This is a genomic window from Simplicispira metamorpha (genome assembly GCF_004341365.1).
Lineage (GTDB): Bacteria > Pseudomonadota > Gammaproteobacteria > Burkholderiales > Burkholderiaceae_C > Simplicispira > Simplicispira metamorpha.
Window position 1 is genome coordinate 1 of the sequence record NZ_SLXH01000019.1, and the last position, 13,707, is coordinate 13,707.

The 13,707-nt window shown below is 62.2% G+C and carries 9 protein-coding genes; 6 read left to right on the plus strand and 3 right to left on the minus strand.

Annotated elements, in window-relative coordinates:
* Positions 1–465: 465 nt before the first annotated feature.
* From EV674_RS10980 to EV674_RS10990, 3 genes are all read right to left on the minus strand, one after another.
* The gene (locus tag EV674_RS10980) at positions 466–1,464 is read right to left on the minus strand and encodes a glycosyltransferase family 2 protein (RefSeq protein ID WP_119012706.1); all 999 of its coding nucleotides are present in this window, start codon (positions 1,462–1,464) and stop codon (positions 466–468) included.
* Complete coding sequence (locus EV674_RS10985) at positions 1,461–3,434, minus strand: glycosyltransferase family 2 protein (RefSeq protein ID WP_119012705.1); 1,974 nt, start codon at positions 3,432–3,434, stop codon at positions 1,461–1,463. Before EV674_RS10985 ends, EV674_RS10980 begins: the two co-directional genes overlap by 4 nt.
* 82 nt (positions 3,435–3,516) lie before the next feature.
* On the minus strand, positions 3,517–7,263 hold the full coding sequence (locus EV674_RS10990) for a methyltransferase domain-containing protein (RefSeq protein WP_243647381.1): 3,747 nt from the start codon (positions 7,261–7,263) through the stop codon (positions 3,517–3,519).
* 28 nt (positions 7,264–7,291) lie between these two features.
* Here EV674_RS10990 and EV674_RS10995 point away from each other — a divergent pair, with 28 nt between their 5' ends.
* From EV674_RS10995 to EV674_RS11020, 6 genes are all read left to right on the plus strand, one after another.
* On the plus strand, positions 7,292–8,077 hold the full coding sequence (locus tag EV674_RS10995) for a glycosyltransferase family 2 protein (RefSeq protein WP_193552677.1): 786 nt from the start codon (positions 7,292–7,294) through the stop codon (positions 8,075–8,077).
* Positions 8,074–9,177: an MraY family glycosyltransferase gene (locus tag EV674_RS11000; RefSeq protein WP_119012703.1), complete on the plus strand. Its 1,104-nt coding sequence runs from the start codon at positions 8,074–8,076 to the stop codon at positions 9,175–9,177. Before EV674_RS10995 ends, EV674_RS11000 begins: the two co-directional genes overlap by 4 nt.
* A gap of 81 nt (positions 9,178–9,258) precedes the next feature.
* Positions 9,259–10,167: an acetylglutamate kinase gene (gene argB / locus EV674_RS11005; RefSeq protein WP_119012702.1), complete on the plus strand. Its 909-nt coding sequence runs from the start codon at positions 9,259–9,261 to the stop codon at positions 10,165–10,167.
* A 207-nt stretch (positions 10,168–10,374) separates the two neighbouring features.
* Positions 10,375–11,046: a nucleoid occlusion factor SlmA gene (slmA, locus tag EV674_RS11010; protein WP_119012701.1), complete on the plus strand. Its 672-nt coding sequence runs from the start codon at positions 10,375–10,377 to the stop codon at positions 11,044–11,046.
* A 123-nt stretch (positions 11,047–11,169) separates the two neighbouring features.
* Positions 11,170–11,835, plus strand: a complete 666-nt coding sequence (locus EV674_RS11015) for a TetR/AcrR family transcriptional regulator (protein ID WP_119012700.1) — start codon at positions 11,170–11,172, stop codon at positions 11,833–11,835.
* Between the two features lie 37 nt (positions 11,836–11,872).
* Positions 11,873–13,669 carry an acyl-CoA dehydrogenase C-terminal domain-containing protein gene (locus tag EV674_RS11020; RefSeq protein ID WP_119012699.1) on the plus strand — a complete coding sequence of 599 codons (1,797 nt, stop codon included), beginning with the start codon at positions 11,873–11,875 and terminating at the stop codon, positions 13,667–13,669.
* Positions 13,670–13,707 lie beyond the last annotated feature (38 nt).

A 13,707-nucleotide genomic window follows, 5' to 3' on the forward strand; every position in this document is an offset into this window, starting at 1 on the left:
CCGCAGGACTGAGCTTTCTCATGTCGGTCAGTTTCATCAAGACAACATCCGGGTAATCAGAAATATTTCAAGTCGTTTTGTTTCTAATTAATAACAGCTTGTGCGTTAGCCACGCCAGACAGGCCACCAACCATGGCAGCAATGCTCAGGGCAAGAAGATTTTTCTTCATGTAGGAACTCCAGTTAAAAGTTGAAAGCGCAACTACCAAGATTGATTACGCTAAAGAATGTTAGCACAGCCTATACAGGGTATAACGCCCGTGCTCTTCTGTGGTAAGAGGCTGTTTTGAAAAAACAACAATTGCCACAAAACGACGCTGCTATATGCAGGAACGCAGCCTTTACGGGCGACGCTGGCGCGGGTCAGGGGGCAGTTTAGTGCAAGCCTAGGGTAGGGGCCAGCATTAGTCGGGGTTGTAAATGGGGGTAGTGGCAAACTGTGGTTTTTTTCACACTCTACATTGGTCAGTTGTCAGGCTTGGGCCATATCTGCTTGTTTAGCGCTGCCCAGATACTGCGTGTACTGACGATGCGTTGGCGTTGAATGGTTTGGCGCTGACGCCAAGCGTGCTTGAGTCCTTGCAGGGCTTGCCATTTAGCGCGCAATATGGTTTTACCTTGCCCGCGTGCGGTAAAGATCACCAATGCGGCTAAGTTGGCAGCCAAGTGCCAGGGCAGCAGCAGCCATAGCAGTGGGAAGGGCATGTTCTTTACAAACGTCCACACCATGTTGCGGTGCCCATGGAGCACCGCAAAATCGCTGTGCTGTCCGCCAGAGGTGGCGCTGCCCACATGGCGCACCACGGCGGTGGGTACGTAGTAGGCACTGTGACCTGCCAGTCGCAGCCTGAAGCCCAGATCCACGTCCTCCATGTAGCAAAAGTAGCTTTCGTCAAACCCGTCCAGTGCCATGATGGCGGCGCGACGGTATAACGCTGCCGCAGCACAGGGTGCAAAAATTTCTTGCGCCACTAAGTGACGAGCTTGCTGGGGCTGGCCGTGGCCTTGCCGCCAAGCCATGCCGCTGGCGTGGTAGCAGTCACCTATGCCGTCCAAGCGGTTGGGGTTTTCGTGGCATAGCTGGCGTGAGCCAAAGGCGGCAGCGGTCGAGTGCGCTTGTGCTGCTTGCAGCAGGTTTTCCAGCCATTCAGGCGCAGCAAAGGCGTCGGGGTTCAGTAGTGCTACATATTCAGTGGTGCACTGCGCCAGTGCGTGGTTGTTGCCAGCAGCAAACCCCAGATTGCTGCCCATACGCAGCACGGTTAGCCTGTCCCAGTGAGGCAATTGCGCCAAAGAGTCGTCGGTGCTGGCGTTGTCTACCAGCAGTACTTGGTCGGGAGGTCTGGTTTGCGCTTGTAGATGGCTCAGGCATTGCGCCAGCAGGGCGCCACCGTTCCAATTGACGATGATGACCGCCACGCTGCCTGCGGGCGCTGTAGCGTAGCCAGAATGTGGCTGGTTCATGTGCTGGTGTGACCGCTGTGTTGCAGGGTTTGCCGCAGAGCACCCGGAGGGCGGCGATAAACGCGGCGGCCAATGTCCAGTTGGCAGGGTAGCGGTGCTTTGACTTGCCAGCAGGTGTGTTGCGTGGAAAGCCCAGGATTGAAATAGGGGTCGCCTTCCTGCAGAAAAGCTTTCCAGCGCGCTGCAAACAAGGCCGAGTCTTCGGGGTGGGGGTCGTAGCCCACGGTTTTGCCGCGTGTGAACGATTCGTGGTGTAGCAGTGTGGCCTGAGGGCAGTACAGCACGCGCCAGCCCTTGAACAAAGTGCGCAGGCACAAGTCCACATCACCAAAGCCCACGGCCAGAGCTTCGTCAAAGCCATTGATTTCTTCAAAAGTGTCGCGGCGCATCAGCAGGCAGGCCGCAGTCACGGCGGCGACTTCATGGGTAACGATGAGTCGGCCCATGAAGCTGATGTCGATGCGGTCGGGTGGCAGTCTCAAAAATTTGCCGTAATGCTCGGCAATGCCAAAAGCACCAACGCACACGCCCGCGTGCTGGATGCTGCTGCGGTCGGGGTAGAGTAGCTGGGCGCCCACCATGCCTACGTCGGGCTGTTGCGCCAGCTCCAACATGCGCTCCAGCCAGCCTGGTTCCAGAGCTTCGATGTCGTTGTTGCAGAACAGGTAGTGCGTGTGTGGTACTGGCTGCTGGGCCAGCTGTTGCACGGCCCAGTTGTTGATGGTGGAGAAGTTGAATACCCCGGTGTAGCGCAGCACCTGCACTTGGTGGCGTATAGATTCGAGGTAAGCGATGGTGGCTGGCTCGTTGGATTCGTGGTCTATGACTACGATGTCATAGGCCACTTGGCTGGTGGTGGCGCGGATGCTGTTGATGCATTGGCGCACTAGGTCACCGTGGTTTTTGGTGGGGATGATGATGGCCACCCGTTGGCCGGAGTGCAGCGGGTAGCGGGCTTCAAAGAAATTGAAGGAGGCCCCTGAGTCCACATGGCCTTTGAGGCCGCAGCGCTGTAGGTGGCGCTGCAACACGGCGCTGGAAACAGCCATCACTTCGTTCGCTCGGTCGTGACCCGCCGAGTTGGTGTGCGTGCGCCACTGGTACAAAATTTCTGGCAGGTGGACGATGGTTTGAGCCTGCTCGGATACGCGCAGGATCAGGTCATAGTCTTGTGAAATCTTGAGTTGCTCGTCAAAGCCGCCCAGGCTGCGCAGCAGTTCGGTACGAAAACCCACCATATGCACGATATAGGGGTGGCTGCGCAGGTATTCGGGCGAAAACGCGGGGCGGTGAAAGTACTGCAACACAGTTTTTCCATCGGGCGATACCAGCACTTCGTCTGAATACAGCATATCGGGGTTGTCTTGCACGATGGACTCTGCTACTCGGAACAGGGCTTGTTCTTCCAGCAGGTCGTCGTGGTCAAGGAGCACGACAAACGCGCCAGTGGCCAGCGCCAGTGCTTGGTTGGATGCGTGCGATACGCCCTGGTTGGTTTGCCCCAGATGCAGTTTGATGCGCTTGTCTTTCTTGGCAAATGCCTGCAGCACGGCGATCACGTGTGGTTGGGTGGAGGCATCGTCGGCAATGCACATTTCCCAGTGCGGATAGAGCTGGTCTTGTACCGAGCGCAGCATGGCCTTGAGCATGTGCTCCGGGGTGTTGTAGGTAGGCACGATGACCGAAATGGTGGCCGGTGCACCCATACGTTGTATGCGCTCGATGATGTGTGGCCTTACGGTTTGTGCAAAAGCGTGGCGATGTTCTTCCCAGCTGTTGGGGGTGATGCCATCGGTCAGACCCAGCAGTGCGCCTTTGAGCGAGTGCAAACCGCCGTCATGCCACGCGCGCTGCAGTTTGCGCAGATTGCCGCGCAGGTGGCGGCGGTCTTTGAGTAGTTGGCGCAAGCTGCGTGTAAGCAGGCGCAGTTTGTTCGGCAGGCGGCGGACTGAGTGGAGCAGGGAGGTCACGGCTGGTAATCCATAGAACAAGAGAGCGGGCGCCCGCCGTTGACGTGTCAGGGGGAAGTGCCGTTGCAGGCGGGGGCCAGGGTCAAGGGGCGGGGGGCGTTTGGGCAGCGCCCAGGTGATCAAGGTAGTCGGTGGTGTAAGACCAGGGGGTGGCGCTAGATTCGGGAAGTGCAGCAATGAACTCAGGTGCTAACGGAGGGGGCTGGCCGGTCACGAAATGTTGGTTGCGCAGAGTCTCAAAAATCTCTACCCATGTTTGAGCGTTGGTCTCCCAGGGGCGGATCCAGGTCCAAGGGCGTTGGCTCAGACGTTCTGGAAAGGCACCGAGATTGGGCGCCATTATCGGTACACCGGCGAGCAGGCAGGCGCTCAGGGTGTAGCTGTAGGTTTCCGGCCACCGTGCTGGAAACCAGACGATGTCGGGGCGCAGCCGCTCCAGTAGGCGCGGCAGGTCACTATCTGCGTAAGCACCATGTATGGTCAGACTGGCGTGGGGTTGTGTTTGCAATGGGCGGTGGGCGTAGCCAACAAGGTGAAACTCTAGCGGCGAGGCGTTTTGCGCTGCCTGAAAAGCGGTAGCTTCCAGAGTGTTGGCGCCTTTTATTTCATTAACGGCTCCAATCACCAACACCCGCAGGTATGCACCGGGCGCCAGACGCCGTGGTTGTGGAGGTGGTAATGTACTGTCAGCAGCAATGTCCAGGTGGGGGGCAAAGCGCAGCCGTGCGGATGGAAAGTAGCGGTGTAGGCGCTCGGCGGCATCTCGGCTGGGGGTGAGCAGGTAGCGCGCGTTGCGCAAAAACAGCCGGTGGCGCAGGCGCCAGTCTTCTATGGTTTCTGTAGTGGGGGCCGGACGCTGTGCCAAGCAGGCGCTGCATTGTGCCAAGCCTCGTTCGCCACAGTAATTGTGGCCACTGTCGGTTAGCGATATTTGCGGGCAGGCTGCATAGTAGTCGTGTGCCGTGAAGTCGTAAGTGATGCCCAACTGCGTAGGAATCAGCATGATTTCGGGATTGACGCCTAGCAGATGGTGGTAGTGCATATGGCACACGCCGATGCTGCGCAGTGTGGTCAGCAGTTCCTGCGATTGCGTGGGCCAGTGGTAGGTTTGGCACAGTGCTTCATGGGGGGAATTCCATGTCAAACGCACCATGTGGTCGGCCAGCGGAATCAGCGACAGGCTGATGACCTTGTCATGGAGGTAGGTCGCCAGCTCTTCGGTGTGGCGCCGTGTACCGCCGCCCGCGTTGTGCAGCACGGTCAGTATGCGCGGCAGGGCGCTGGCACGCATTCGGGCAAAGTCCAACGCATGCCGGTAGGGGCGTGCTGGATCTTGCACGACAAAAGTTTGTACGTCAGTTTCATAGTGTGGATGCAGGCGGCGCAGGGTTTCCATGGCGGCCTGTTCGCGCGGACTTTTGCTGGCGCCAAAACTGACGCCGCCAGTGTGTAGTACAAAAGTATCGAGCAGGTGCAGGTTGCGCCAACCAGCTTGGGCGGCGCGCTGGCAAAAATCGTTTTCCTCGCCGTAACCTTTGCCAAAGTGGGTGGTGTCAAACAAGCCCACCTGTGCCAGGCAGTCGCGGCGTATGTACATGCAAAAGCCCACGCCAGTGGGCACATCGACCACGGCGCCGGGGTTGGTCTGGGCGCACAGGGCGTCCATGCGGGCGGTGTCATAGCCCCTGGGCAGGCGGTTGTCCTGACAGAATTTCGGGTAACTGCAAATAGTGGCGTTGTTGGAAAATGGCGTGACAGATGCCACTTTGCGGTCGCTGTAGGCGGCGCGGCGGATGCGGTCTAGCCAGTCGTTGGCTACTTCGGTGTCGCTGTTGAGCAGCAAGACATCGTGGCTGTCGCTCAGGGCCATGCCCCGGTTCACGGTGCCGACAAAGCCGAGGTTTTCAGGGTTCTCTAATAGAGTAATGCGTGGTTCTTGCGCAGCACGCTCGCGCAGCCAGGTGGTGACTTCGGGCTCAGGGCTGGCGTCGTTGATGATCACAAGGCGGTAAGGCGTGGCGCAGGTGCTTGCCAGCACCGAATTGACGCACAGCTGGGTGTCTGCCAGCCCGCGGTACACCGGGACGATGATGTCTACGGTGCTGGCGGGGACTGGTTCTGGTGTGTTTGCCTGATCTTCTGCCGCTAAAGTGGCAGTAGTGGTTTCTGCGGTAGCCGGGGGCGCAGCTTTGCTGGGCGGTGTAAGCGTAGGCGGTGGTGTTACAGGTGGAGGGAACTCGGCCATTGAGGTAGCCGGGTGTGAGCGCCCCAGTAGCCGATCCAGTCGCATTTTTGCCCGCACGATGGGGCGTGTGGCTCTGAAGACTGTGGAGTTTTCGATGCTGTGCAGGTGTGCCTGAAGCTGCTGCTGTTCTAGCTGTAGCTGTTCATACTGCTGCTGTGCATGTGTCAGGTGCTGAATCTGCGCTGCGTTGGCAGCCAGTGCAGCGCTCGCCTGTATGCGATCTTTCTGTGCTTGGACCAGTGCCGTTTCCATGTGGGTAATTTGCGCTTGCAGGTCGCTCACTGTGGTTCCCAGAGTCAGGTAGTCGGCCGACATGGGCCAGCCCAGCTCCACGCTCAGGGTGGCGCCAGGTTCTTGCAGGGTCTGTGCTAGCAGTGGGACGGGGATGGGAAGCTCCAGCCAGGGGTCGTCGCCGGTGAGCAGCAGCAGAACGGTGTCGGGTGCGGTGGGCAGCGGTGGGTGCCACATGATTTGCCGGTGGGCACTGGCGCCGGGCAGTGTCTGTTCGGGGGCGGTGGTGCTGGTAGGGCTCCAGCGCCAGCGTACCAGGCCATCGCTGGTGCGCAGGGTGATGGCGTGCAGGTGCAAAAAACCGGGGCGGTCGGCAGGATCCAGGCGCAGGCGCGGAGCAGTGTCGTGCGTGGCAGGCAGCGTAAAACGCAGGGTTTGCCGCAACGTGCCAATGGCGCCGGTGCTGGTGAACTTGTGGCTTTCCTGAAATTGGCCGTTCTGCGTCACATACAGCTGGGCGGTGAACAAAGCCTGGGCGTTAGCTCCCCGGCTGGGTGATTGCGCGGCGGCTTCTGCGGCGGTCTGACCCAGCGCGCGCGGGCGGACAGCACCAATGAATTGGTACGTCAGGGCATCCTGTCCGGCCAGCAGGTAGCGGGCAGCGGCGGGTGGCAGCCTGTCAAAGGCCACGCCAAATTCAGATTCGGGCAGCTCGCGGCGGATGGTGTCCAAGGCATCCACGGCCCACCCTTGCTCGTGCAGCAGGCGCAATAGCGATGTGCGCGTAAAAAAGCGCAGATGTGTGCGGTCCAGCAGGCCTTCGTCGCGGTAGCGGAACTCGCCGTGCAGCAGCTCGGCTACCAGGCCGCAATAGGCAGCGTTGGGCACCGAGATCAGCAACTGGCCATCGGGGGCCAGCAGCGCGCGGCAGGTGTCCAGAATGCGCTCGGGCTGGCGCAGGTGCTCCAGCACATCGGCGCAGACGATGCGGTCGTAGCGTTGGCCCGCCAACAGGGTGTGCAGGTCGGCAGTTTCCAGATCGGCCACTTCCACGCGGCGGTAGTGAGGGCGGGCGTGGGCAGCTTCGGCCTCGCTCCAGGTGATGCCGTCGGTAGTGCAGGCGCGGTGCTGGGCCAGGTACTGTCCCAGGGCACCGCTGCCGCAGCCCAAGTCGAGTACGGTGGCGCCTTGGGGTATCCACTGCGCCAACACGGACAGGGAGGTGCGCTCATTGGCGTTGATGTGGCGCACGTAAACGTGCAAATCCTCGGTTGAATGCGTCATTCCGGGATTATCGCGGGCGAGGAAGCGGCGCTCGGAGGTGTCCATGTGACGGGCATATGACGGGTGCATGGCGCCATGCAGTCAAAATCGCGCCCCAATGACTTCTTTCCCCTCATCTTCACCGGCCCTGGTGGTCTCGGTGGTAAGCCATGGCCATGGCCCGTTGGTGCAGCGCTTGGTGCACGAGCTGGCGCAGTGCTGCGCCGCCAGCGTGTCTCGCGTGGTGCTGACGCTCAATTTGCCCGAAGCCGTGCCCGCGCCGCCACCGGGAGGCTGGCCTTTTGTGCTGGAGGTGGTACACAACCGCACGCCCGCAGGGTTTGGCGCTAACCACAACCGCGCGCTGGCCGGGGCGCGCGAGCGCTTTGTTTGTGTGCTCAACCCCGATGTGGCGCTGGCTGGGCGGGATCCGTTGGCCAGCCTGGTGCAAGCGGCGGCCCAGCCCGGGGTGGGTTGTGCCTATCCGGTGCAGGTAGACGCGCACGGCGTAGTGCAAGACAGCGAGCGTGCCTTGCCCACTCCGGCCGCGTTATGGCGCAGGCGCGCTTTGGGGCAGGCCGAGCAGCGCACCGATTGGGTCAATGCCGCGTGTCTGGTGCTGCCGCAACCGGTGTGGCAGACCATTGGTGGGTTTGACGAGGCCTATTTCATGTACTGCGAGGATGTGGATTTGTGCCTGCGCCTGCGCTTGGCTGGATTGGCGCTGGTGCGCGCGCCCGCACAGGTGTTGCACACAGGCACGCGCGCCAGCCACCGGCGTTGGTCGCATTTGCGCTGGCATGTGCGCAGCCTGCTGCGGCTGTGGTGTTCACCCGTGTACCGGCAGGCTCGGCGTCTGTTGGCGGCCCAGGCGCCCGGCGCAGGTACCATCGGCGCCCCATGATCTGGTTGTCTTTAGTGGCTTTTTTGGTGGCGGCGGTGGTCGCTGGTGCGGTGGTGCGGTGGCTGCGTGACCATGCGGCCCTGTATGGCCACGGCATGCCGCAGCGCTTTCATCTGGGCCATGTGCCACGGCTGGGCGGGGTCGCGGTGTTGGCAGGCACCGTGCTGGCGTGGCTGCTGGGCATGGCGCAGACAGCGTGGTGGGGTGACCCGGGCTCCCTGCGCCTGGGCGCCTGGGTGGGCTGGTGGTTGCTGGTGCTGCTGCCGGCCGCGCTCGGCGGCATTTCTGAAGACCTGACCCAGCGCCTGACGGTGCGCTACCGCCTGACCATGACCACGCTGTCGGGGGTGCTGGCCATTGTGTTGTTGGACATGACCGTGCCGCACATGGGCCTGCCCTGGCTGGATGCATTGCTGGTCGCAGCGCCCTGGCTGGGGTGGTGCATTGTCTTGCTGGCGGTGGCTGGTCTGCCGCACGCGTTCAACATCATTGATGGCTACAACGGCCTGGCTGGCATGGTGGCGCTGATTGTGTGCCTGGCCTTGGCCCACGTCGCGTTGCAGGTGGGCGACCGTGCTTTGGCGGCCTTGCTGGTGGCCACTGCGGCCGCCACGGGCGGGTTTCTGGTGTGGAACTACCCGCGCGGCATGCTGTTTGCGGGCGATGGCGGCGCCTATGTGTGGGGCGTGGTGATTGCACTGGCCAGCATTGCCCTGGTGCAGCGCAATACCGATGTGTCGCCCTGGTTCCCCATGCTGTTGCTGATCTACCCGGTGTGGGAAACGGTGTTTTCCATCTACCGCAAACTGGTGCGCGGGGTGTCGCCGGGGGTGGCCGATGCCTTGCATTTTCACCAGCTGATTTACCGGCGCATTGTGCGCAGCGTGTTCCACGATGACGAGTCGCGCCGCGTGCTCATGCGCAACAACCGCACCTCGCCCTATTTGTGGGGCTTTACCTTGCTCACAGTCGTGCCCGCCGTGCTGTTCTGGAACAACACCTGGGTGCTGGTGGGGTTTTGCCTGCTGTTTGTGGTGAGCTATGTAGTGGCTTATCTGGCCATCGTGCGCTTCAAGGTGCCCGACTGGCTGCGCCGCTGAGGCGCCTGGTCTGCGGCACGAATCCTTCACACGGATGCGGCACAATTTGCGCCTCTTTGTTCACCCAACTTCAGCGCCTCCATGACATCCCCCACCCCTGACCCCGACCTGTCGCACATCGGCCCCCGCGAAAAAGCCGAAATCCTGGCCCAGGCCCTGCCTTACATCCGCAAGTTCCATGGCAAAACCATGGTCATCAAATACGGCGGCAACGCCATGACCGATCCGGCCTTGCAGCAAGATTTTGCCGAGGATGTGGTGCTGCTCAAGCTGGTGGGCATGAACCCGGTGGTGGTGCATGGCGGTGGCCCGCAGATCGAGGCGGCGCTGGGCCGCCTGGGCAAGAAGGGCGAGTTCATCCAGGGCATGCGCGTGACCGACGCCGAGACCATGGAAGTGGTCGAGTGGGTGCTGGCCGGCGAAGTGCAGCAAGACATCGTGGGCCTGATCAACCAGGCCGGTGGCAAGGCCGTGGGCCTGACCGGGCGCGATGGCGGCCTGATCCGCGCGCAAAAGCTCAAGATGGTCGATAACAAAGACCCCAGCGTCGAGCACGATGTGGGCCAGGTGGGCGATATCGTCTCCATCGACCCCAGCGTGGTCAAGGCGTTGCAAGACGATGCCTTCATCCCCGTCATCAGCCCGATTGGTTTTGGCGAGCACAACGAGAGCTACAACATCAACGCCGACGTGGTGGCCAGCAAACTGGCCGAAGTGCTCAAGGCTGAAAAGCTCATGCTGCTGACCAACACCCCCGGTGTGCTCGACAAAGCGGGCAACCTGCTGACCGACCTGACCGCGCGCCGCATTGACGAGCTGTTTGCCGACGGCACCATCAGCGGCGGCATGCTGCCCAAGATTGCCGGCGCGCTGGACGCCGCCAAGGCCGGTGTGAACGCCGTTCACATCATTGATGGCCGCGTGCCCCACGCCATGCTGCTGGAAATCCTGACCGATCAGGCCTACGGCACCATGATCCGCGCCCGCTGAAGGCGCTGGCTCCTGCCAGCTTCGCGCAGGCAGTGGCGATGGAGTTGGATGTCAAAAATGCCTTAGGCGCCCGCCTGTCGGGCGCTAGCAGCTATCAATAAAGTAGCAAAATACACCGGACAGCAAGAGGTATTTCCCCGCAGCGCAACGGTATTGGGGGGTGCCGGATGGCTGTGCGAGAATCATTTGCACACACTTCTTGCACCCATGTCCGAGTTCGAATCCCCCCCCGAAGCCGCCGAAGCCGCTCCCAGCGCCGAGGCCACCCCCGTCCCCCGCAAGCGCCCCAAGCCGGGAGAGCGGCGCGCGCAGATTCTGCAAACGCTGGCCGCCATGCTGGAGCAGCCCGGGGCCGAGCGCATCACCACGGCTGCGCTGGCTGCGCGCCTGTCGGTGAGCGAGGCCGCGCTGTACCGGCACTTTGCCAGCAAGGCGCAGATGTACGAGGCGCTGATCGACTTCATCGAGCAGTCCGTGCTCACGCTGGTGCAGCAGGTGGTGGGCCGCGAGCTGCCCACGCCCGAACAAGGCGCCGAGGTGGGCACCCGGCAGGCCGCGCGCGTGGTGGCGCTGGTGTTGCAGTTTGGTGAGCGCAACCCCGGGCTGGCGCGCCTGATGGCGGGCGACGCGCTGGTGCTGGAGCACGAGCGCCTGCAAGAGCGCATGAACCGGTTTTTTGATGGCATAGAGCTGGCCCTGCGCCAGTGCCTGCGCCCGGCCGCAGACGCCGCAGGCTCGGCCACACCCACCGTGGATGCCCAGGTGGCCGCCAGCGTGCTGGTGGCTTTTGCGCTGGGCCGGTTGCAGCGCTATGCCCGCACAGGCTTTCGGCGTCTGCCCACCGAGCACCTGGACGCCAGCCTGGCCATGCTGCTGTAACGCACCTGCCAGCGCAGCACACCGGCGCCCCCATGGGGCGCTTTTTTTATTTGTGCGCCGGGTATTGCCCACGCGAAGGGGTTTGTTGCAGAATAGAACGGTCGTTCGTTTTTATTCTGATCCATGTCCGCTGACGCTTCCTCCCTCCCCGAAGGCACCGCGCCGCGCCGCCGCAACACTGGTGGCCGCACCCTGCCCAAAGGCCAGCAAACCAAGGCCGCCATCGTCGAGGCCGCGCTGGGCCTGGCCACCCACATCGGCCTGGAGGGTTTATCGATTGGCGCCCTGGCGGACGTCACGGGCATGAGCAAGTCCGGCGTCTTTGCGCACTTTGGTTCGCGCGAAGAGCTGCAAATTTCCGTCATCCAGCAATACCACGCCTGCTTTGAGCAAGAAGTGTTTTTTCCGGCCCTGCGGGCAGAGCGCGGCCTGCCCCGCCTGCGCGCGCTGTTTGGCAACTGGATGAAGCGCACCACCGTCGAGCTGGATTCGGGCTGCATCTACATCAGCGGTGCGGTGGAGTTCCACGAGCGCACCGGCCCCGTGCGCGATGCGCTGGCGCAGTCGGTGCAGGCCTGGATGGGCGCCATGCGCCGTGCCATTGCGCAGTGCCAGGCGCTGGGCCAGTTGCACGCCAACGCCGAACCTGAGCAAGTGCTGTTTGAAATCCACGGCCTGATTCTGGCGCTGCACTACGAAGCCCGTTTTTTGCACAGCCCCGGCGCCATAGAGCGTGCCGTGCGCGGCTTCGACAGCGTGCTGACCCGTTACGGCGCCCGCGCCGCCTGATTGCCGCCCCCCTTTTACAACCCCAGGAGACAAAACCATGCCCACTTACACCCCACCCCTGCGCGACATGCAATTCGTCCTGCACGAAGTGCTCAAAGTCACCGATGAATTGAAGGTGCTGCCACCCCACGCCGAGGTGGACGCCGACACCATCAACGCCGTGCTCGAAGAAGGTGGCAAGTTTGCCGCCGAGGTGGCCTTTCCGCTGAACATCAGCGGCGACACCGAAGGCTGCCGCCTGGACAAAACCACGCATGAAGTGACCACGCCCCAGGGCTTCAAAGAAGCCTACGCCCAGTACGTGGAAGGCGGCTGGGCCGCGCTGTCGTGCGACCCGCAGTACGGCGGCCAGGGCCTGCCGTTTGTGGTCAACCAGTGCTTCTACGAGATGATGAACGCGGCCAACCAGGCCTGGACGATGTACCCCGGCCTCTCGCACGGCGCCTACGAGTGCCTGCACGCCCACGGCACCGAAGCGCAAAAAGCCCTGTACCTGCCCAAGCTGACCAGCGGCGAGTGGACGGGCACCATGTGCCTGACCGAGCCGCACTGCGGCACCGACCTGGGCCTGCTGCGCACCAAGGCCGAGCCGCAAGAAGATGGCACCTACAAAATCACCGGCGCCAAGATTTTCATCAGCGCGGGCGAGCATGACATGGCCGCCAACATCGTCCACCTGGTGCTGGCCCGCCTGCCCGACGCGCCAGCGGGCAGCAAAGGCATCAGCCTGTTTGTGGTGCCCAAGTTCCAGATCAATGCCGACGGCACGCTGGGCGAGCGCAACGCCATCTTCTGCGGCGCGCTGGAGCACAAGATGGGCATCCACGGCAACGCCACGGCGCAAATCCACATCGACGGTGCCACCGGCACCCTGGTGGGCCAGCCACACAAGGGCCTGGCCGCCATGTTTGTGATGATGAACGCCGCCCGCCTGGGCGTGGGCAACCAGAGCCTGGGCCTGACCGAAGTGGCCTACCAGAACGCGCTGGCCTACGCCAAAGACCGCCTGCAAATGCGCTCCTTGAGTGGCACCAAGGCCAAAGACAAACCGGCCGACCCCATCATCGTCCACCCCGATGTGCGCAAGATGCTGCTCACCGCCAAGGCCTACGCCGAAGGGGGCCGTGCGCTGCAATGCTTTTGCGCCGTGCTGCTGGACAAAGAACTGCACCACCCCGACGAGAAAGTGCGCAAAGACTCGGGCGACCTGCTGGCGCTGCTGACGCCCATCGTCAAAGCCTTCATCACCGACAACGGCTTTGAAGCGGCCGTCATGTGCCAGCAGGTGTACGGCGGCCACGGCTTCATCAAGGAATGGGGCATGGAGCAGTTTGTGCGCGATGCGCGCATCAACATGATTTACGAAGGCACCAACACCATCCAGTCGCTGGACTTGCTGGGCCGCAAGGTGCTGGGCAACAACGGCGCCACGCTGAGAAAGTTTGGCAAGCTGGTGGCCGCGCTGGTGCAGGAAGAGGGCGTGAACGAGAAGATGGCCGAGTTCATCAACCCGATTGCCTACCTGGGCGACCAGATGACCAAATTCACCACCGAAATCGGCTTCAAGGGCCTGCAAAACCCCGACGAAGTGGGCGCTGCTGCGGTGGACTACCTGCGCGTGGCAGGCCACCTGGTGTTTGGCTACTTTTTTGCCCGCATGGCCCAGGTGGCGCTGCGCGAAATCGCCGCAGGCAACACCGACCCCTTCTACGGCGCCAAGCTGCAAACGGCGCGCTTTTACTTTGCCAAGCTGTTCCCCGAAACGGCCACGCTGATGCGCACCGCGCGCGCTGGCAGCAAAGTGCTGATGGACACCGATCTGGCCTTGGCCTGATGGCGCCCGCACCGCAAATTTCAAGTCTTTTGGCACTG

Bases quoted from the DNA above. Each gene is read 5' to 3' on its own strand.
- argB (WP_119012702.1), top strand. From the start codon at position 9,259: ATGACATCCCCCACCCCTGACCCCGACCTGTCGCACATCGGCCCCCGC.
- EV674_RS10995 (WP_193552677.1), top strand. From the start codon at position 7,292: ATGACTTCTTTCCCCTCATCTTCACCGGCCCTGGTGGTCTCGGTGGTA.
- EV674_RS10990 (WP_243647381.1), bottom strand. From the start codon at position 7,263: ATGCACCCGTCATATGCCCGTCACATGGACACCTCCGAGCGCCGCTTC.
- EV674_RS11020 (WP_119012699.1), top strand. From the start codon at position 11,873: ATGCCCACTTACACCCCACCCCTGCGCGACATGCAATTCGTCCTGCAC.
- EV674_RS10980 (WP_119012706.1), bottom strand. From the start codon at position 1,464: ATGAACCAGCCACATTCTGGCTACGCTACAGCGCCCGCAGGCAGCGTG.
- slmA (WP_119012701.1), top strand. From the start codon at position 10,375: ATGTCCGAGTTCGAATCCCCCCCCGAAGCCGCCGAAGCCGCTCCCAGC.
- EV674_RS11000 (WP_119012703.1), top strand. From the start codon at position 8,074: ATGATCTGGTTGTCTTTAGTGGCTTTTTTGGTGGCGGCGGTGGTCGCT.
- EV674_RS11015 (WP_119012700.1), top strand. From the start codon at position 11,170: ATGTCCGCTGACGCTTCCTCCCTCCCCGAAGGCACCGCGCCGCGCCGC.